This window comes from Streptomyces sp. NPDC101194, from assembly GCF_044767885.1.
Classification (GTDB): domain Bacteria; phylum Actinomycetota; class Actinomycetes; order Streptomycetales; family Streptomycetaceae; genus Streptomyces.
Genome location: NZ_JBIWOS010000004.1, coordinates 173,899 through 193,007, shown reverse-complemented (window position 1 = coordinate 193,007; position 19,109 = coordinate 173,899). Strand labels below are relative to the sequence as shown.

Here is a 19,109-nt window from a genome sequence, read left to right as displayed (position 1 = left end):
TCCGTACATCTGGAGTCTGATGCGCATCCAGCCGCCAGGGCTGACGTCGGCTGTGGCGCACGCCACTATCTTCGAAGACGTGACTGTGATCGCGACCGAAAGCCTGAGCAAGCGGTTCCCCCGGGTGACCGCGCTTGACCGGCTCTCCTTGGACATCGGGCCCGGTGTGACCGGCCTGGTGGGTTCCAACGGAGCCGGCAAGTCCACATTGATCAAGATTCTGCTGGGTCTGTCCCCCGCCACCGAAGGCCGGGCCGCGGTACTCGGGCTCGATGTCGCCACCGACGGCGCCGCCATCCGGGAGCGGGTGGGCTACATGCCCGAGCACGACTGTCTGCCCCCGGACGTCTCGGCCACCGAGTTCGTCGTCCACATGGCGCGGATGTCCGGACTCCCGCCGACGGCAGCGCGCGAGCGCACCGCCGACACGCTGCGCCACGTCGGTCTGTACGAGGAGCGTTACCGCCCCATCGGCGGCTACTCGACCGGCATGAAGCAGCGCGTGAAGCTGGCCCAAGCGCTCGTCCACGACCCGCAGTTGGTCCTGCTCGACGAGCCGACCAACGGTCTGGACCCGGTCGGTCGTGACGAGATGCTCGGGCTGATCCGTCGCGTGTACACGGACTTCGGCATCTCGGTCCTGGTCACCTCGCATCTCCTGGGCGAGCTGGAACGCACCTGCGACCACGTCGTCGTCATCGACGGCGGCACACTCCTGCGTTCCAGTTCCACCAGCGACTTCACCCAGACCACGACGACCCTGGCGGTCGAGGTCACCGACAGCGACGCCCATCCGGACGGTACCGACGCGCTGCGGCAGGTCCTCATCAGGGCCGGCGTCGGACTCGTGGGTCACGACGGTCTCGACGGGCAGGGGCTGCCCGGAGCGGGTCACATCCTGCTGGTCGAGGCGGCCGGTGAGGAGACTTACGACATCGTGCGCGACGCCGTTGCCGGACTCGGACTCGGTCTCGTACGGATGGAGCAGCGGCGCCACCACATCGCCGAGGTCTTCCGCACCGAAGCGGAACCGCGGGCCGCTGCCGCCGCGCAGACCGTGCCCGCGGCCGTCGGGGCCGTACAGGAGAAGGGCCTTACAGCAGAAGGGGAGCGGCCGTGATGAGCACCGAGACCGGGACCGTGAGCGACACCTCCCGGATCCACAACATCGGGTACCGCTCCTACGACGGCAAGCGACTGGGCCGCGGGTACGCCCGGCGTTCGCTCTACTCCCAGTCGCTGCGGGGATCCTTCGGACTGGGGCGTTCCGCCAAGTCCAAGGTGCTGCCGATGCTGCTCTTCGGCGTGATGTGCATGATCTCGGCCATCATCGTCGCCGTCGCCATCGCCACCCCGGGGACCACGGCTCTCCCGATCAAGTACACGGCGTTCGCGATCTATATGCAGGCCCTCATCGGTCTCTTCCTCGCCGCGCAGGCACCGCAGTCGGTCTCCCGGGACCTGCGATTCAAGAGTGTGCCGCTGTACTTCTCCCGGCCGATCGAACGGGTCGACTACGTGGTCGCGAAGCTTGCGGCCATGGCGTCCGCGCTCTTCATTCTCACCGGGGCGCCACTCGTCATCCTCTATGTGGGGGCGCTGCTCGGGAAGTTCGACTTCGTCGAGCAGACCAAGGGGTTCGGACAGGGACTGGTGTCGGTGGCGCTGCTTTCCGTGCTCTTCGCCGGACTGGGACTGGTGATGGCCGCACTGACACCGCGCCGCGGTTTCGGTGTCGCCGCGGTGATCGCCGTACTGACCATCTCCTACGGCGCGGTCTCCACGGTCCAGGCCATCGCCTGGCAGACGGGTTCCGAGGGGGCCGTCCAGTGGCTGGGGCTGTTCTCCCCCATCACACTGATCGGCGGTGTGCAGACCGCGTTCCTCGGAGCGAACTCGGCCTTCCCCGGAGGGGAAGGCCCGGGGGCGGGGGCCGGTGTGGTCTATCTGATCGTTGTTCTCGCGCTCGTCGCCGGCTCGTACGCCGTGCTGATGCGCCGCTACCGGAAGGTCGGGCTGTGACCACCATCGAGATCGATCACACCTCGCGCTGGTTCGGCAATGTGGTCGCCGTCAACGACGTGAGCATGACGGTGGGACCGGGCGTCACCGGGCTGCTCGGCCCCAACGGCGCGGGGAAGTCCACGCTGATCAACATGATGGCCGGGTTCCTGGCCCCGTCGACGGGCACGGTCACGCTCGACGGTCGGCCGATCTGGCGCAATGAAGCGGTGTACAAGGACATCGGGATCGTGCCGGAGCGGGAAGCGATGTACGACTTCCTGACCGGCCGCGAATTCGTCGTCGCCAACGCGGAGCTGCAGGGACTCGATGACGCGGCGGCGCGGAAGGCGCTGGCGACGGTCGAGATGGAGTACGCGCAGGACCGCAAGATCTCGACGTACAGCAAGGGCATGCGCCAGCGCGTGAAGATGGCGTCCGCGCTGGTCCACGAACCGTCGGTGCTGCTGCTCGACGAGCCGTTCAACGGAATGGACCCGCGTCAGCGGATGCAGCTGATGGAGCTGCTGAGGCAGATGGGTGCCCAGGGCCGGACCGTGCTCTTCTCCTCCCACATCCTCGAAGAGGTCGAGCAACTCGCCTCGCACATCGAGGTGATCGTGGCGGGACGGCACGCGGCGTCCGGCGACTTCCGGAAGATCCGCCGACTGATGACGGACCGCCCGCACCGATATCTCGTGCGCTCCAGCGACGACCGTGCCCTCGCCGCCGCGCTCATCGCCGACCCGTCGACGGCCGGCATCGAGGTGGACCTGGGCGAACCGGCCCTGCGCATCCAGGCGGTCGACTTCGGACGCTTCACCGAACTGCTGCCGAAGGTCGCACGGGACCACGGAATTCGTCTTCTGACCGTTTCGCCGTCCGACGAGTCCCTCGAATCGGTCTTTTCCTATCTCGTAGCGGCCTGAGTAGTGGCCTGAAAGGAGCTGTGAAGCGTCATGTACGACCCCACAGTCGCCCGGCTCACCTACCGGGCCCTGCTCGGCCGACGCCGGGCCGCCATCCTCTTCGTCCTGCCGGCACTGCTGGTGGTCATCGCCGTGGCCGTGCGGATGTTCGCCGGAGTCGACGACCAGGTCGCCGCGGACGTGCTGGGCGGCTTCGCCATCGCCACGATGGTGCCGCTGATCGGCGTGATCGCCGGAACCGGAGCCATCGGCCCCGAGATCGACGACGGTTCGATCGTCTATCTGCTGGCCAAGCCGGTGAAGCGGCCGACGATCATCTTCACCAAGCTGATCGTGGCCATCGCCGTCACGATGGTCTTCTCAGCGTTGCCCACACTGATCGCGGGGCTGATCCTCAACGGTAACGGCCAGCAGATCGCGGTGGCCTACACCGTCGCGGCACTGGTCGCGTCGATCGCGTACAGCTCGCTGTTCCTGCTGCTGGGCACCGTCAGCCGGCACGCGGTCGTCTTCGGGCTCGTCTACGCGCTGGTGTGGGAGGCCCTGTTCGGCACCCTCGTGCCGGGGGCGCGCACGCTCAGCGTTCAGCAGTGGTCCCTCGCGGTCGCCGAGAAGGTGGGCGGGTCCGGAGCGATCACCTCGGATGTCGGACTGCCGGTCGCGACGGTCCTGCTGGCGGCGGTCACGGTGGTGGCGACCTGGTACGCGGGACAGAAGCTGCGCACGCTGAAGCTGGCCGGGGAGGAATGACCGGGAGGTTCCCGCCGGACACCTCTGCCGCGCTCCGTCCGTGAACGCGCCGAAATGCCGCAACCCTCGTCCTTCGGGCGGGGGTTGCGGTATTTCGGACAGTAGTACGCGTAACTGTACGGTTATCGGTTCGTTGGGCAGGGTGCGTAATAGGGATCTGTGACGTCGTAGCTTTCGTGAAACAGGGATTGCCGATGCCTGCGAGGCAGTGCCCGCCGGGTCGGTCATTGAGTGAGTGGCAACCGTGAGCGTCCTCCGCCCCTCAAGCCCGGGACAGGGCTGTCCATCGTCGGTTTCATGATCGGAAGACATGCCCATGCCCACGGAAATCGCCCTGCTCGAATCGCGTGCGCTGCGCGTCGAGCAGATGGGGCGCGTCGATGTCCTCGACAAGGTCAAGGGCCTTGTCATGCTCCCGGACGGAATTCACCTTCGCACAGAGGACGTGGCTCGGTACTTCGAAGTATCCACAGAGGTCATCAAGAAGGTGACCCAGCGGCATCGAGCCGAGGTCACAGAGAACGGGCTCGTGCTTCTGCGTGGCTCTGAGCTGCGGGAATTCCATAGGGACATGTTGTCCCTATGGAGCGGCGAGGGGGCTGACAGTTATCCACAGGCCGCCACTCGGCTCACTCTCTACACCCGCAGAACCGTCCTCAACGTAGCGATGCTTCTTCGCGACAGCGACATCGCGCGATGCGTCCGTACCTATCTGCTCGACGCCGAGCAGGACCTGCGTGCGGGCTATGCCTCGCTCGAACACCGCGTGACCCGGGTCGAGAGCTGCCTCGCCGGAGTGGGCAGCGCCCTTCAGGAACTCGGGCCCGTGCTCAACCGGATGTCGCACCGGCTCGACAGCCTCGACCGGAGGCTTGACGCCACCCATCAGGTCGTCGGCGCCATGAGCGTGCGGCTGGGCCGTCTGTCCGAGGACATCATCCGAATCGACGGCAGGATGGATGATCTGGCCCGCCACCTGAAGGATCTGAACCGCCGCAACAAGCAGCGCTGATCCGGGATCGCGGCCTCTCGGTGCTGCCTGGAAAATGGGTGGCACCGAAAGACCGTCCCGGGCAGAGTGGTGGGCGCAGTGCATACCGACGACAACCGCCGCATGCCGCAGACCGGGAGAGGAGCGCGACGATGACCGAGAGTCCGAGTCCGTCGAGTTCCCAGCAGGGCGGGCCCGAGCCGGCGCCGGAGTAGTCACCGAGAACTCCGCCGTGCCGATCGGCGCAGGACGCCCGGGGCGGCTTTCTCGCGCATCGCGCGGCCGCCCTCCCGGAGGATTGGCCGAGTGGTAAGGCAGCGGCTTGCTAAGCCGTCGTCGGGGCTGTAGACCCCGCGCGCGTTCGATCCGCGCATCCTCCGCAGCGAAAGTGCCGGGTGCACGTACGGCCGGCCGCTCCTTCCGCAGCCGGTCCGTACGCGTACCTGCACGGACGTCCGCTGGAGGCGCGCCTGCGAGGGCGCCCGGCAGAGACGTTTCCGTCAAGCCGTGGGGGTACGGCTGAGCAACCGCTCCAGCACCACGGCGATGCCGTCGTCCTCGTTGGACGCGGTGATCTCCTGCGCCACGGCCTTCAGGTCCGCGTGCGCGTTGGCCATCGCCACACCCCGCCGAGCCCAGGCGAACATCGGGATGTCGTTCGGCATGTCACCGAAGGCCAGCGTGTCCGCGGCCTTCACCCCCAGTCGGCGCGCGGCCAGCGAGAGTCCGGTCGCCTTGCTCAGCCCCAGCGGCAGGATCTCCACCACGCCGGGACCGGCCATGACCACGTCCACCAGATTGCCGACCGCCGCTCGCGCGGCTTTGGCCAGTGTGTCGTCGTCGAGATCGGGGTGCTGGATGTAGACCTTGTTCAGGGGGGCGGACCACAATTCGGCCGGGTCCTCGACGAAGAGGGCCGGAAGCGGCCCCTCCTGCACGCGGTAGCCGGGGCCGACCAGCACTTCGCCGTCGAGCCCGTCGCGGCTCGCCGCCAGCGCCAGCGGACCGACCTCGGCCTCGATCTTGGACAGCGCGAGACCGGCGAGCTGCCGGTCCAGCGTCAGTGAGGTCAGCAGTTTGCGTTCGCCCGCGTGGTAGACCTGCGCGCCCTGACCGCAGACCGCCAGGCCCTCGTAGCCCAGGTCGTCCAGGATGTGCCGGGTCCACGGGACCGCGCGGCCGGTGACGATGATGTGTGCGGCGCCGGCCTCGGTGACCGCGGCCAGCGCCGCACGGGTGCGCTCGGAGACCGTGTCGTCGTTACGCAGCAGCGTGCCGTCGAGATCGGTCGCGACGAGCTTGTACGGAAAGGTCACTTGGCGACCGGCTCCAGCACCTCGCGCCCACCCAGGTACGGACGGAGCACCTCGGGCACCCGTACCGAACCGTCGGCCAGCTGGTGGTTCTCCAGGATCGCCACGATCGTGCGCGGTACGGCGCAGAGCGTGCCGTTCAGCGTGGCCAGCGGCTGGACCTTCTTGCCGTCGCGCATCCGGACGGACAGCCGCCGCGCCTGGAAGCCGTCGCAGTTCGACGCGGACGTCAGTTCGCGGTACTTGCCCTGCGTCGGGATCCACGCCTCGCAGTCGAACTTCCGCGAGGCCGAGGCACCCAGGTCGCCGGTGGCGACATCGATCACCTGGAACGGCAGCTCAAGAGCGGTGAGCCACTGCTTCTCCCAGTCCAGCAGCCTGCGGTGCTCCGCCTCGGCGTCCGCCGGGTCGACGTACGAGAACATCTCGACCTTGTCGAACTGATGGACGCGGAAGATGCCCCGGGTGTCCTTGCCGTACGTGCCGGCCTCGCGGCGGAAGCACGGCGAGAAGCCCGCGTACCGCAGCGGCAGCTTGTCGGCCTCGATGATCTCGTCCATGTGGTAGGCGGCGAGTGGGACCTCGGAGGTGCCGACCAGGTAGTAGTCGTCCTTCTCCAGGTGGTACACGTTCTCCGCGGCCTGGCCGAGGAAGCCGGTGCCCTCCATGGCGCGCGGGCGGACCAGCGCCGGCGTCAGCATCGGGACGAAGCCCGCCTCGGTGGCCTGCGCGATCGCCGCGTTGACGAGGGCGAGCTCCAGCAGTGCGCCGACACCCGTCAGGTAGTAGAAGCGCGAACCGGAAACCTTGGCGCCGCGCTCCATGTCGATGGCGCCGAGCTTCTCGCCGAGTTCCAGGTGGTCCCTGGGCTCGAAGCCCTCAGCGCCGAAGTCACGGATCGTGCCGTGCGTCTCGAGGACGACGAAGTCCTCCTCGCCGCCGACCGGCACGTCCTCGTGGACGATGTTGCCGAGCTGGAGCATCAGCCTCTTGGCCTCGGCGTCGGCCTCGTCCTGCGCCGTGTCGGCAGCCTTGACGTCGGCCTTCAGCTGCTCTGCCTTCTTGAGGAGCTCGGCGCGCTCCTCGGGCGAAGCCTTGGGGATCAGCTTGCCGAGCGACTTCTGCTCGGAGCGGAGTTCGTCGAAGCGGACGCCGGACGTCCTGCGCCGTTCGTCGGCGGAGAGCAGGGCGTCGACGAGCGCGACGTCCTCTCCACGGGCGCGCTGGGAGGCGCGAACACGGTCGGGGTCCTCACGGAGCAGGCGAAGGTCAATCACCTCTCCAGGCTACCGGTGAGCGCTTCTCCTGCTCGAACCGATATCGCCAAGCGTGTCAGTTTGCCCGAATTGCCTGAATTGATAATGCTGAAGAGCATTACGGGTCTGGGTCGATCTCGACCGTCAATAAAAAGAGTTTACTCCCCTAAATGGGGCAGAAGGTGTCGACCGTCTTGACGTATCAGCCTTGCCCGGAAGGGGAGTTGACCGTCACTTGTCCACAGGCGTAGTCGTTCCGCAAGGTTATCCACAGGCTGTGAAGAAGATCTGTGGATGCCGGAAGTGATCATTCCGAAAAGTGTGTGAGGGCTCCTGGATTGTCGTCTCAAACCCGCTTCAGACGCTCGTTCGGGTGGGAATTCGCCCTACTGAAGAGTTGATCAACGGAATTGAGGTGACACGGCGCGACCGGGGTGGACTGTTGCCCTGTGGATGCATCTGGGTCGCCTGGGGTGATTTGTCGACGATGTCCCCTCGGGGTGTCGACTTGTCCCCAGGCCGTGAACCATGCCTGTGGATAACTCTGTGGATGACGAAAATCGGCCGATAGCAACAGCGGTGCGGGTGCGACGGACCCCGAGCGGCCCGGTCGCAAGCCGGGGAGAACCCTGGGCCGTCGCCTCCGTACCGTCGTCAGCCCCGGCCGTCCAGGTTGCGGGCCAGCCAGTCGGAGGCCTCTGTGAACTCCGCGTCCGACGTGCCCGCCCGCAGCGGCCGTACGTCCTGCGGTGCCACTCCGGCCCGCGGATACGAACCGAGGAAACGCACCTTCGGGCAGATCCGCTTCAGCCCCATCAACGCCTCGCCGACCCGACGGTCCGAGATGTGCCCCTCGGCGTCCACCGCGAAGCAGTAGTTCCCGATGCCCGCCCCCGTCGGTCGCGACTGGATCAGCATCAGGTTCACTCCGCGCACAGCGAACTCCTGGAGCAGTTCGAGCAGCGCTCCGGGGTGGTCCTCGCCCAGCCAGATGACCACCGAGGTCTTGTCCGCACCCGTCGGCGCGGCCGGCCGGGCCGGACGGCCGACCAGGACGAAGCGGGTCTGCGCGTTCGCCGCGTCATGGATCTCGGTCACCAGCGGTTCGAGACCGTAGGTCGCCGCCGCGAACTCACCCGCGAAGGCGGCGTCGTACCTTCCCTCCTGCACCAGCCGGGCACCGTCGGCGTTGGAGGCCGCGGATTCCCACACGACGTCCGGGAGGTGGGCGGCCATCCAGTTGCGCACCTGCGGCTGCGCGGCCGGATGCGCGGTGACCGACTTGATGTCGGACAGCTTGGTGCCCGGCCGCACCAGCAGTGCGAAGGTGATGGAGAGCAGCACCTCGCGATAGATCATCAGCGGTTCGCCGGCGGTCAGCTCGTCGAGCGTCGCGGTGATGCCGCCCTCGACGGAGTTCTCGATCGGTACGAGCGCCGCCGCGGCGGTCCCGTTGCGCACCGCGTCCAGAGCCACCGGTACGGAGACCATCGGCACGAGTTCGCGAGTGGCGGCTTCCGGGAGCGTACGGAGGGCGACCTCGGTGAAGGTGCCTTCAGGGCCGAGATATGCGTAGCGCGTGGCGGACATACCGTCACCCTAATCTGCCCCGGACGCTCAGGACTCCAGTAGCCGCTGACCCACGTACTCGCCGTCCGTCGCGCCGCCCGGCACCGCGAACAGACCACTGGCCTCGTGCCGGATGAACGAGGACAGGGCATCTCCCCGGTCCAGCTTTCGCTGCACCGGTACGAATCCACGCAGTGGATCCGCCTGCCAGCAGATGAACAGCAGCCCGGCGTCCAAAGACCCGTCCGCCGCGATGCCGTCGTGGTACGAGAAGGGGCGCCGCAGCATGGCCGCACCGCTGTTCTTCTCCGGGGAGGAGATCCGGGCGTGGGCATTGTCCGGGATCAGGAGCTTGCCGTCGGAGCCCGCCCGGTCGAGGTCCATCGCGGTGGTCTCGGTGCCGCCGCTCAGCGGAGCGCCGTCCTTCTTGCGGCGCCCTATGACCTGCTCCTGTCGCTGCACCGGGAGCTTCTCCCAGTCGTCGAGCAACATCCTGATCCGGCGGACGACCGCATACGAGCCGCCGGCCAGCCAGTCGTACTTCGTGTCGGTTCCGGCCGGGACGAAGACACGCCGGCCGAAGTCGCTGTCGGCGGGCTTCGGGTTGTTCGTGCCGTCCACCTGCCCCATCAGATTGCGAGCGGTCATCGGTTGCGCGGTGGCGCCGGGAGAGCGATTGAAGCCGTTCATCTGCCAGCGGACCCGGGCGGCCGGGGCTGCCTCCTTCTGTACGGCACGCAGCGCGTGGAAGGCGACGAGTGCGTCGTCGGCGCCGATCTGCACCCAGAGATCGCCGTTGGAGCGCTTGGCGTCGATGTGGTCGGCGGAGAACGGCGGCAGCGGGTCGAGCCCCGGTGGCCGGTGGTCGACCAGACCGGTGCGCTCGAAGAAGGTGCTGCCGAAGCCGAAGGTGATGGTCAGCGAAGAAGGTCCGGCATCCATCGCGATGCCGGTGTCATGGGCTGTGCCGTCCGCCGAACCGCTGTCGGCCGGTTCGCCGGCCATCAGGCGCCGGGCCATGTCCGACCACCGGCGCATCAGGGCGGCCGCCTCCTTCCGTCCCGCGCCGGGCGCCAGGTCGAAGGCGACCAGATGACCGCGTGCCTGAAGCGGAGTGGTGATCCCCGGTTGATGTTTCCCGTGAAACATCACCTGGGTGGCGCCGACCGTGGTCAGAGCGGTGCGCTCATCGGGCCGGGTCGCGGCATAGCCGGTCGCACCGCCCGCCGCACCCAGTACGAGCCCGGTCGCACCGGCCGCGCCTGCGGTGCCGAGCAACCGCCGCCGGGAGAGGGAACCGCTGCCGGGAGTCCCGTCGCCCTTGCTGGGCCCTTTGCCCCTGCCGTGGCCGGCTCCGCCGTTTGCGTTCCCGTCTCCGACGGAGGTCCTGCCGTTCCCCGCAGTGGTCCTGTTGCTGCGGGGGGAGCTCTTCTTGTTGCTGTTTCCGCTCACGATCCTGCTCAGCCGATCTTCACGTTCTTGTCGATGGTCGTCTGATCGATGTCCGACGTACGCACGGTCACGGCGACCTTCCATGTGCCCGCCATCGGGATCTGGACGCCGCTCGCGGTCCAGTGGCCCTCGGTGAGCCGGACGGGGAGTACGGGAAGCGGGCCGATGTCCTTGGACTCCAGGGTGAAGGCGAGCTTCAGCTCGGGGACGTCCATGGCCTTGCCGGCGGGGCTGTCGATCCAGATGTGGAGTTCGTTGGCGCCGGTACGGGCGGGGTCGATGTCCATCCGTACCGTGCCCTTGCCGTTCCGGCCGCCCGTGTCGAAGGGCAGCGTCAGATTGACCGGGCCTTCGGCCACGGGGGCGGTGGCCGTCGTGGAGCCACGGGCCGCCTCTTCCTCGGTACGTCCCGGCTCGGTCGAGGTCAGCACGGTCGTCACGGCCAACAGCGCCACGGCGACCGCGACTTCCACCAGCACCGAGCGGCGCAGTCCGGACCGCTCGGGGTCGGCGTCGCGGATCCGCTTCTTCTCGGCGGTGGCCACGGCGGCCCGCTGCCGTGCGAGCTGCGCCGCCCGAGCGGGGTCCTCGGCCAGGGACGCCGGTGCGCTTTCGGCCTGGGGCTTCTCGGCCCCGGTCCCGTCCTCCGTCCCGGCCACGGGCCCCTCGATCGCCGCTCCGGTCCCGGATCCGGCCTCGGTCGCATCGGTCCCCGCCCCGGCCCCTTCCGCGCTCTTCTTCGCGGCCGTTCCGTTCGAGACCGGTCGCTCGGCTCCGTTCGGGACCAGGCGTGCGGTCCAGCGGCGCGAGAACCAGGCGGTCCCGACCAGGACGGCGACGAGTCCCACCTTCACGAGCAGGAGTCGCCCGTACTCGGTGCCGGTGAGCGCGGACCAGGTGCCGACCTGGCGCCAGGACTGATAGATCCCGGTGGCGGTGAGTACGAGCACGCTGCCGAAAGCGATGCGGGAGAAGCGCCGTACGGCCTCGGCTCCGATGTCCGGCGTCCGGTGGAGCGCGACCAGCAGGGCCACCAGCCCGCCCAGCCACGCCGCGACGGCCAGCAGATGGAGTATGTCGACCGGCATGGCGATGCCCGGCTGGATCCCTGCCGAAGCGTGTTCGGCGAGTGCCCAGGTCCCGGCGATCCCGGCGGCGATCACCGTGCCGCCGATGGCCAGTCCGAAGGTGAGGTCCTTTTTCTCGCGCTCGTCCTCGCGCTTGGCGTACGCACCGAACAGCACGGCGATGAAGAGGGCGGAAGCGCCGAGCAGCAGCAGCCTGGATACGAGCGCCGCCCCGGGCCTGGTGTCGAGAACGGCCTTCAGACCGTCGAGGTCGAAGGCGTCCCCGAGTTTCCCGGAGCCGGTGTACGGATTGCGCAGGAGCAGCATGGCCAGGGTGGCCGCGGTGAGGGTCGTCCAGCCACGCACGACCAGACGCTGCAGGGGGCGTGCACCGGCCCCGCGCTGCCAGCAGGCCAGCACGAAGGCGGCGCCGCCGGCCAGCAGGATGAAACCGGCGTAGGCGGCGTAGCGCGCGATGTCGTAGAGGGTCCCGACGAGTCCGCCGCCGGCCTGTTCCGTCGGAAGGGCGACCGTGGTCTCGGAGGGCGCGCCGACGGAGAAGGTGAAGGCGCCCGAGACGGGGTGGCTGTCCGCGGAGACGGCCTGCCAGGCGACGGTGTACGTGCCGTCGGGCAGCCCGGAGTGCAGCGAGACGCCGTACTTCACGGTGGAGCCGCTGCGCAGGTCACGGGGGGCGACGGCGGTGTCGGCGCGTTTGCCGTGGGGGTCGAGGACCCTGACGGAGTCGCTGCCCATGGCGACCTGTTCGGAGAAGGTGAGCGTGACCTCCTTGGGAGCGGTGTCGACCACCGCCCCGTCCTGCGGATCGCTCCCGGTGAGCGCGGCATGTGCGGACGCGGGGCCCGCACCGCCCAGCAGCAGGCCGAACACCATGCCGACAAGCGCGGCGAGGAGCACGGCCGCGGCGAGCGGCCGTCGTGGCACGGGAGTGGACGGGGACGGTCCGAAGTGCGGGGCGGTGGCTGTCATGGCGAGTCAGTCCCTCACTGCTTCTTCGGGTTGTAGGTGGTCTCCTTCACGGGAAGGTCGACCTTTATCGGGTCGGCCTTCTCGAAGTGCAGCTCCACGGACACCTTCTCGCCCTGCTTGGGCTGCTGCTTGAGCTTCATGAACATGATGTGGTTCCCCCCGCGTTCCAGATCCAGTTCGCCGCCCGCGGGGACCTCGAAGGACGACACCATGCGCATCGTCTGGTTCTTCGACTCGTGGATCGTGACGTTGTCGGAGAGGGGACTGGTGACCGAGGTGAGCCGGTCGGACGTGCCGCCGCTGTTCCGTATGACGAGGAAGCCGGCCGCCATGTCACTGACGGGCTGCGGCATGAACGCGCCCGTCACCTTCAGCTCGGGCCTGCTGCCCGAGGAGGAGCACCCCGCCAGCGTCAGCCCCATGGTGAGGGCGACGACGCCGGCGAGGGCGGTGCGGCGGTTCACGGAGTCTCTCCCTTGATGATCTTGGGGAGGTCCTTGGTGTAGTCGTCGGGCGAGGTGTCCTCGCTGTACACGAGGTACCCCTTGTCGGTCTTCGGGGAGAACGCGACGGCCTGGGATCCGTGCATCGAGCTGACCGTGCCGTCCTTCTCCTTCTTCGGCGCGTCTATGCCGATGCCGATCTGGCGCGCGCCCGCCTGGATGGTGGGAAAGTCGCCGGTGAGGCCGATGAAGGAGGGGTCCTGGGACTTGAGCCAGGTGCCCAGCGACGACGGGGTGTCCCGCTCGGGGTCGGTGGTCACGAAGACGACCTGGAGCTTGTCCTGGTCGGCCTTGGGGAGGGACTTCCTGGCAATGGCGATGTTGCTCATGATGAGCGGGCAGACGTCGGGGCAGTTGGTGTAGCCGAAGTAGATCAGCGTCGGCTTGCCCTTGGTCCGCTCACGGAGGTCGTACTTCTTGCCGTGAGTGTCGGTGAGGACGAGAGCGGGCTTGGTGAACGGTTGGTCGAGTACCGTCGCGGCCTTGGTCTTGGCCTCGACGGACACATCGGCGATCGGCTTCTTCGCGCTGTCGTCGCTGCTGCCGCAGGCGGACAGCGAGAGCGCGGCCGCGGCGACGAGCGCCGCGGCCAGCACGGTTTTCTTACGCATGGAGCACTGATTCCTGGTGGGTCGGTGGGACGGGTGGGGCTGTGGTTCAGGCAGTGCGACGGCGGCCGGCGAGGATGCCGAAGGCCACTCCCGCGATGCCGACGACGATGCCGACGATGCCGAGAACGCGGGCCGTGGTGTCACTGTCGGACGTGTCCGAAGCGGCCGTCGTCTGCTTGTCCGCTGCCTGTTCGGTGGCGTCGGCACCGGCCTTGTCGGTGGTACCCGCGCCCTGCTCGCCGTCGGTGGCCGCGGTCAGCTTGAGGACCGGTGCCGGGTTCTCGGGCTCGGCGGCGCCGTCCTTCGGCTCCTCGATCCAGCGGACGACCTCCTTGTTGTCGTACGTCTGGAGGGCCTTGAAGACCAGCTGATCGGCGTTCTCGGGGAGCTGTCCGATGGAGAGCGGGAACTGCTGGAAGTTGCCCGGACGGATGCCGAGGTCGTTCTTGTCACCCTTGGCGGTCCAGGTGACCTTGGAGACGGCCTCGTCGATCTTCTCGCCGTGCATCTCGAGCGGCTTGGCCAGCTTGCTCTTGGTGACCTCGACGTCCCAGCCGGGCACGGCCTGAGGCATGACGGAGGCCAGCGGGTGGTCGGTCGGGAAGTTGACCTCGACCTTGGTCGTCGAGGCATCGGCGCGCTCGTTGGGGACCTTGAAGTTGACGGTGGCATAACCGCCCTTGGCGGCCTCGCCCTGGGGCTGCACGCTGACGTGCGCGGAGGCGGTACCGGCGAGGATCAGCACGGTGGACGCGGCGATGCCACCGACGAGGGCGATGCGGGAAACGTTCATGACAGGGATCACTCCACGGAAGCACGAAGGAGGGTGGCCGGCGCGCGGGTGCGCGGCGGCATCACGACACCTATGCCTCACGTGCGGCGTGCGTACGCCGACTCGCGGGGCACCGGTCGGTTCCGGGCGTCGAGTCGGGTGTGCATCGTGTGGTGGGTGTCGCGTCAGGCTGCGAGCGCGTACGCCGGGGGAGGCCCTCGCCTGATCACCATGTGCTGCAACGGGTCCCCGTCGGCGGGGACCGGGGCGTCGGCCCCGGTACGCGGGATGCGCGGCCCGGTCGTCGGAGCCCCGGGCAGGCCGGCCCGCAAGGCGTTCACCAGTGAGAGTGCGGCGCGCAGCGCGCGCAGCCGGGCCCCGGCCGCGAGCTGCTGGACGCCGTGTGCGGAGAGCCGGGCGAGCCGGAACAGCGCGATCTCGCCGCGCCGCAGCAGCCAGCCGGTGGCCGCGGCGGCCAGCAGGTGGCCGAGCAGCATGGGCAGGCCGGGCAGCAGACCGGCGAGGCCGACGGGATCCGAGCCGGCCGCGGATGCCATGTGCTGATGGCCGACGGCCGACACCGATGCCGGGTCGATGCCTGCCGTGGTGACGATGCGACGAGCTTCGGCGGCGTTCAACTGGGCGGGTCCCATGCCGCACACAAGGCTCGCCGCGAACCGGATCAGCGGGTCGTCGCCCGTCGTCGTCCCGGTCGGCGTGGCGTGCGCACCCACGCCGAAGAGTGTGTGCAGGGCGATCTGTCCGCCGGCCAGCGCGGCCGCGATGGACGGCAGCGAGCGTTCACGGCCGGCGAGCGGTGCCGCCACCGCGAAGACCCCCAGGAATCCGGCGAGCAGGGTCCACCAGGGGACGGCCGCGCAGGACGCCAGGGAGTGGCCTGCCGCGGACAGCGCTACACAGACCGCGGTGAACACCGCGGCCCTCAGGAGCCGCAGACCGGCTCCGGCGCGTGCGACAGGCATAGACATGGCGGGGCCATCATCGCACCGCACCCCGGGCTTGGGTACGGCAGGTCCGGAAGGTCGGCTTCCGTCCGATGGGGCGCGGGCCGTCGCCGGTGTGGCCGGGGCCGGGCGCCGGGTGGGGAGATCGCCGGGCCACGGGCGGGCGCGTCGGCCGGGTCCGGCATACACGGGATGTACGGCGTGCGGGTATCCGCCGAATGAGCGGTCTCACATCCGGTCCGTGCTTACGAATGGTCCAGTGCGGCAATAGGTATCGGTATGTCGAGCCGCAGCCAGGAGGCTGGAGCATGAGCATCTGGTGGTCCCTCCACTTGCGGCGCGAGGCTGCGAGCGTGCCGCTCGCCCGGCGTTTCCTGCTGGGTGCCATGGAGACCGCGGGTGTGGACCCGGACATCTCCTTCGACCTGTCGGTCGCGCTCAGCGAGGCCTGTGCGAACGCCGTCGAGCACGGCGGTGACCACAGGGGCCGGGACGAACGGAGCGTCGGCCGCGATCCGTGGGACGTATGGGACGAGTTCCCCGGGACGACCTCCGGGGAGTACCGGGTCACCGCCTATCTGGAAGGCGAGAAGTGCCGTATCGAAGTCGCCGATTCGGGGCCCGGTTTTCCCGCCCGGCGCACGCTGCGCGCTTCGGCGCCCCAGCAGTACCCGCCGCTCGGCGCGGAGGACGGCAGGGGGCTCTGCATCATCGAGCAGCTCGCCGATCACGTCCATTTCGCCAACCGCCCCGGCCGCGGCGCCGTGGTGAGCTTCGACAAGATCCTGAAATGGCGGAAGGGCGCCCTGCTCATGGCTTCCTGAGCGGGGCGCCCTTCGGCGTGCGGGAGGCCCGTCGCCGGATCGGCCGGACCTTCCGGATCAGCCCTTGAGCCGAGCCATCCACGCCTCGACCTCGTCGGCCCGGCGCGGCAGCTTGTCGGAGAGGTTCCGGTTGCCGTCCTCGGTGACCAGGATGTCGTCCTCGATCCGGACGCCGATGCCCCGGTACTCCTCGGGGACGGTCAGGTCGTCGGTCTGGAAGTACAGACCCGGCTCGACCGTGAGGCAGACGCCGGGCTCCAGCGTCCCGTCGACGTACGTCTCGGTGCGCGCGGCGGCGCAGTCGTGGACGTCCATGCCGAGCATGTGGCCGGTGCCGTGCAGCGTCCAGCGGCGCTGGAGTCCCAGCTCCAGGACCTTGTCCACGGACAGGTCGCCGAGCAGGCCCCACTCGACGAGCTTCTCGGCGAGCACGCGCTGCGCCGCGTCGTGGAAGTCGCGGTAGCCGGCGCCGGGCTTGACGGCCGCGATGCCCGCCTCCTGGGCCTCGTACACCGCGTCGTAGATCTTCCGCTGCAACGGCGTGAACGTGCCGTTGATCGGAAGGGTGCGTGTCACGTCGGCGGTGTAGAGGTCATTGGTCTCCACACCGGCGTCGAGGAGCAGCAGCTCGCCGGAGCGCACCGGCCCGTCGTTGCGCACCCAGTGCAGGGTGGTGGCGTGCGGACCGGCCGCGCAGATCGAGCCGTAGCCGATGTCGTTGCCCTCGATGCGGGCGCGGAGGAAGAAGGTGCCCTCGATGTAGCGCTCGCTGGTCGCCTCGGCCCTGTCGAGGACCTTCACGACGTCCTCGAAGCCGCGCGCGGTGGCATCGCAGGCCTTCTCCAGCTCGGCGATCTCGAAGGCGTCCTTGACCAAGCGGGCCTCGGAGAGGTGGACGCGCAGCTCCTCGTCGCGCTCCGCGGTGACCTTGTCGGTCAGCGCGGCCTCGATGCCGGAGTCGTGGCCGCGGACGTTGCGCACCGGGCCGGTGGCCTCGGCCAGCGCGGCAGGGAGCTCGCGCACGTCCTGCGCCGGGATGCCCAGCAGCTGCTCGGCCTCGGCGAGGGAGTGACGGCGGCCGACCCACAGCTCGCCCTGGCCGTCGAGCCAGAACTCGCCGTTCTCACGGTTGGAGCGCGGCAGCAGATGGATGGTCGCCTCGTGCCCGTCCCGCGTCGGCTCCAGGACGAGGACGCCGTCCTGGGTCTGGTCGCCGGTGAGGTACGCGTACTCGGTGGAGGCGCGGAAGGCGTACTCGGTGTCATTGGAGCGGGTCTTCAGGTTGCCCGCGGGGATGACCAGGCGCTCGCCGGGGAAGCGCGCGGAGAGCGCGGCGCGGCGGGCGGCGGTGTGTGCGGCCTGGGCGATCGGTTCGAGGCCGTGCAGCTCGGTATCGGCCCAACCGGACTTCATGTTCGCGGCGAGTTCATCGGAGACGGCCGGGTACAGGCCGTTCTTCCGCTGCTTGACCGTTTCTTCTGCTTCGGTCTCCGGGTTCTCCGGGGTGAGCTCCTCAGCCACGACTTGTCTCTCCTTGATACGACACTGGACCTCATCCATCGTACGGGCGTACGGAAGGGGGCACAGGGCCGGAAGACCTGTTACATGACCGGGCCGGGGCGGGCGGCGCGGCTCAGTCGAAGCGCGCGGCCAGGACGACGACGTCCTCCGTCTCGCCGTCCTGGTCCAGCCCGTCCGGCAGCACGGTGCGCAGCACGTGATCGGCGACGGCCCCGGCGTCGTCGCGCAGCGCCTTCGGTACGCAGGCCGCCGCGGAGTGGAGCCGTGCGAACGCCCGGTCCGTCGAGTCGCCGGTGCGGCGCAGCAGCCCGTCGGTGTAGAGGAGCACGGTCTCGCCGGGCGCCGGGGAGATCTCCACGCTGGGCGCTTCCCAGCAGGCGAGCATGCCCAGCGGCGCGGAGACCGAGGTCTCGACGAACTGGGTGCGCCGGTCGCCGATCACGAGCGGCGGGCTGTGGCCGGCGCCGGCCAGCAGGACCTTGTGGCGGGCGGGTTCGCAGTAGGCGAAGAGGGCGGTCGCGGAACGGGCGGGCTCGGTCAGCCGCAGCAGCAGTTCCAGATCCGAGAGCACGGCGACCGGATCCTCGCCCTCCATCACCGCGTACGCCCGCAGACCGGCACGCAGTCGGCCCATGGCGGCCAGCGCGCTCGGTCCGGAGCCGTTCACCGAGCCGACGGCAAGACCGAGCGCCCCTTCCGGCAGGGCCAGCGCGTCGTACCAGTCGCCGCCGCCCTGGGGCGCCGTGCGGTGGCGTGCGGCCAACTGGACCCCGGCGACACGGGGGAGCCGGCTGGGCAGCAGCTCCTCGGTGACCATGGCGACATCCGCCCTGGCCCGTTCCAGTTCCAGCAGTCTGGCGAGGTGCTCGCCGGCGAATCCGGTGTAGAGGCCGACGAGATGGCGTCGGCGTTCCAGCGGTTCGGCGGGCTCGTCGTACAGCCAGACGGCGGCGCCGAGCCTGCCGGTCGCCTCGGCGCTGATCGGCAGGGTGTAGCTGGCGGCGTATCCGAGCCGGGCGGCGACCTCGCGGCGGCGGGGGTCCAGGGAGGTGTCGCCGAGCAGATCGGGGGTGGTCCGGGCTTCTTCGGCGTCCGGGAGACCTTCCAGGATCCGCCCGTAGGAGGTGGCCCGGCGCGGAATCGTTTCGATGTGCCCGAGCTCGGCGTGGGCGAGCCCGAGGCCGATGGTGCTGACGGGGCCGCGGCGGTCGGACGGTTCGAAGACGACCAGACCGCGACGGGCACCGACCAGGGCCGCTCCGGCGCTCAGCAGTTCGTGCAGCGCGTCGTCGAGCGCGCTGGTCCTGGCGAGCCGTTCGGTGAGTTCGTGCAGGGTGGTGAGGTCGGAGACCCAGCCGGCCAGCCGGTCCTGGATGAACGCTCCGGGCGCGGCCGGTACTTCGGACAGAGATCCGGCAGTGTGAGCTGAAACAGGAACCATGGGATCGATTCCGGCCACTTTCGGCAAGTGCGGGGCGCTCATGACAGTCGGCTTCCCCACCGGTGCGATTCGTCGAATAGCATCGCAAACCCCCATGTCGTTCTGCGCCGCTATCAGTGCATCCACATGTACACGTAGCATCCACATGTACACG

Annotated in this window: 17 protein-coding genes and 1 tRNA gene; 7 read left to right on the top strand and 11 right to left on the bottom strand. The window is 69.1% G+C overall.

Going from position 1 to position 19,109, the window contains the following annotated elements; all coding sequences use genetic code 11:
* Positions 1–85: 85 nt before the first annotated feature.
* The 6 genes from ACIRP2_RS17505 (at position 86) to ACIRP2_RS17480 (ending at position 5,051) form a co-directional block, all read left to right on the top strand.
* Positions 86–1,120 carry an ABC transporter ATP-binding protein gene (locus ACIRP2_RS17505; RefSeq protein WP_404251922.1) on the top strand — a complete coding sequence of 345 codons (1,035 nt, stop codon included), beginning with the start codon at positions 86–88 and terminating at the stop codon, positions 1,118–1,120.
* Entirely contained in the window at positions 1,120–2,022 is a 903-nt protein-coding gene (locus ACIRP2_RS17500; RefSeq protein WP_404251131.1) for an ABC transporter permease, read from the top strand. The genes ACIRP2_RS17505 and ACIRP2_RS17500 overlap by 1 nt, the downstream gene beginning before the upstream one ends.
* Positions 2,019–2,930: an ABC transporter ATP-binding protein gene (locus tag ACIRP2_RS17495; RefSeq protein ID WP_404251129.1), complete on the top strand. Its 912-nt coding sequence runs from the start codon at positions 2,019–2,021 to the stop codon at positions 2,928–2,930. The genes ACIRP2_RS17500 and ACIRP2_RS17495 overlap by 4 nt, the downstream gene beginning before the upstream one ends.
* Before the next feature lie 30 nt (positions 2,931–2,960).
* A complete protein-coding gene (locus tag ACIRP2_RS17490) occupies positions 2,961–3,680 on the top strand; it encodes an ABC transporter permease (protein ID WP_404251127.1) in 720 nt (239 codons plus the stop codon).
* 316 nt (positions 3,681–3,996) lie between these two features.
* Positions 3,997–4,692, top strand: a complete 696-nt coding sequence (locus tag ACIRP2_RS17485; RefSeq protein WP_404251920.1) for a hypothetical protein — start codon at positions 3,997–3,999, stop codon at positions 4,690–4,692.
* A gap of 271 nt (positions 4,693–4,963) precedes the next feature.
* A tRNA-Ser gene (locus tag ACIRP2_RS17480) sits at positions 4,964–5,051 on the top strand.
* Positions 5,052–5,171: 120 nt separating this feature from the next.
* Here the strand turns inward: ACIRP2_RS17480 and ACIRP2_RS17475 are convergent.
* From ACIRP2_RS17475 to ACIRP2_RS17435, 9 genes are all read right to left on the bottom strand, one after another.
* Entirely contained in the window at positions 5,172–5,987 is an 816-nt protein-coding gene (locus ACIRP2_RS17475; RefSeq protein WP_404251125.1) for an HAD family hydrolase, read from the bottom strand.
* A complete protein-coding gene (gene serS, locus ACIRP2_RS17470) occupies positions 5,984–7,261 on the bottom strand; it encodes a serine--tRNA ligase (protein WP_376275112.1) in 1,278 nt (425 codons plus the stop codon). The genes ACIRP2_RS17475 and serS overlap by 4 nt, the downstream gene beginning before the upstream one ends.
* Positions 7,262–7,894: 633 nt before the next feature.
* Positions 7,895–8,830: a prephenate dehydratase gene (pheA, locus tag ACIRP2_RS17465; RefSeq protein WP_404251122.1), complete on the bottom strand. Its 936-nt coding sequence runs from the start codon at positions 8,828–8,830 to the stop codon at positions 7,895–7,897.
* 27 nt (positions 8,831–8,857) lie between these two features.
* A complete protein-coding gene (gene efeB, locus ACIRP2_RS17460) occupies positions 8,858–10,261 on the bottom strand; it encodes an iron uptake transporter deferrochelatase/peroxidase subunit (RefSeq protein ID WP_404251120.1) in 1,404 nt (467 codons plus the stop codon).
* Positions 10,262–10,269: 8 nt separating this feature from the next.
* Complete coding sequence (locus ACIRP2_RS17455) at positions 10,270–12,318, bottom strand: copper resistance CopC/CopD family protein (RefSeq protein ID WP_404251118.1); 2,049 nt, start codon at positions 12,316–12,318, stop codon at positions 10,270–10,272.
* Positions 12,319–12,332: 14 nt separating this feature from the next.
* Positions 12,333–12,782: a copper chaperone PCu(A)C gene (locus ACIRP2_RS17450; RefSeq protein WP_404251116.1), complete on the bottom strand. Its 450-nt coding sequence runs from the start codon at positions 12,780–12,782 to the stop codon at positions 12,333–12,335.
* On the bottom strand, positions 12,779–13,432 hold the full coding sequence (locus ACIRP2_RS17445) for an SCO family protein (RefSeq protein ID WP_404251114.1): 654 nt from the start codon (positions 13,430–13,432) through the stop codon (positions 12,779–12,781). The genes ACIRP2_RS17450 and ACIRP2_RS17445 overlap by 4 nt, the downstream gene beginning before the upstream one ends.
* A 46-nt stretch (positions 13,433–13,478) precedes the next feature.
* Positions 13,479–14,225 (bottom strand): YcnI family protein, encoded by a 747-nt coding sequence (locus ACIRP2_RS17440; protein ID WP_404251112.1) that lies wholly within the window; start codon positions 14,223–14,225, stop codon positions 13,479–13,481.
* 164 nt (positions 14,226–14,389) lie between these two features.
* The gene (locus tag ACIRP2_RS17435; RefSeq protein WP_404251110.1) at positions 14,390–15,193 is read right to left on the bottom strand and encodes a hypothetical protein; all 804 of its coding nucleotides are present in this window, start codon (positions 15,191–15,193) and stop codon (positions 14,390–14,392) included.
* 284 nt (positions 15,194–15,477) lie between these two features.
* Here ACIRP2_RS17435 and ACIRP2_RS17430 point away from each other — a divergent pair, with 284 nt between their 5' ends.
* The gene (locus ACIRP2_RS17430; RefSeq protein ID WP_404251108.1) at positions 15,478–15,993 is read left to right on the top strand and encodes an ATP-binding protein; all 516 of its coding nucleotides are present in this window, start codon (positions 15,478–15,480) and stop codon (positions 15,991–15,993) included.
* Between the two features lie 57 nt (positions 15,994–16,050).
* Here the strand turns inward: ACIRP2_RS17430 and ACIRP2_RS17425 are convergent, their stop codons facing one another.
* On the bottom strand, positions 16,051–17,514 hold the full coding sequence (locus ACIRP2_RS17425) for an aminopeptidase P family protein (RefSeq protein WP_404251106.1): 1,464 nt from the start codon (positions 17,512–17,514) through the stop codon (positions 16,051–16,053).
* Between the two features lie 112 nt (positions 17,515–17,626).
* Positions 17,627–18,997, bottom strand: a complete 1,371-nt coding sequence (locus ACIRP2_RS17420; RefSeq protein WP_404251104.1) for a PP2C family protein-serine/threonine phosphatase — start codon at positions 18,995–18,997, stop codon at positions 17,627–17,629.
* Positions 18,998–19,109: the final 112 nt, after the last annotated feature.

Coding starts and splice junctions, on each gene's coding strand:
- ACIRP2_RS17500 (WP_404251131.1), top strand. CDS start 1,120: ATGAGCACCGAGACCGGGACCGTGAGCGACACCTCCCGGATCCACAAC.
- ACIRP2_RS17490 (WP_404251127.1), top strand. CDS start 2,961: ATGTACGACCCCACAGTCGCCCGGCTCACCTACCGGGCCCTGCTCGGC.
- ACIRP2_RS17485 (WP_404251920.1), top strand. CDS start 3,997: ATGCCCACGGAAATCGCCCTGCTCGAATCGCGTGCGCTGCGCGTCGAG.
- pheA (WP_404251122.1), bottom strand. CDS start 8,830: ATGTCCGCCACGCGCTACGCATATCTCGGCCCTGAAGGCACCTTCACC.
- ACIRP2_RS17455 (WP_404251118.1), bottom strand. CDS start 12,318: ATGACAGCCACCGCCCCGCACTTCGGACCGTCCCCGTCCACTCCCGTG.
- ACIRP2_RS17445 (WP_404251114.1), bottom strand. CDS start 13,432: ATGCGTAAGAAAACCGTGCTGGCCGCGGCGCTCGTCGCCGCGGCCGCG.
- ACIRP2_RS17440 (WP_404251112.1), bottom strand. CDS start 14,225: ATGAACGTTTCCCGCATCGCCCTCGTCGGTGGCATCGCCGCGTCCACC.
- ACIRP2_RS17435 (WP_404251110.1), bottom strand. CDS start 15,193: ATGTCTATGCCTGTCGCACGCGCCGGAGCCGGTCTGCGGCTCCTGAGG.
- ACIRP2_RS17430 (WP_404251108.1), top strand. CDS start 15,478: ATGAGCATCTGGTGGTCCCTCCACTTGCGGCGCGAGGCTGCGAGCGTG.
- ACIRP2_RS17420 (WP_404251104.1), bottom strand. CDS start 18,997: ATGAGCGCCCCGCACTTGCCGAAAGTGGCCGGAATCGATCCCATGGTT.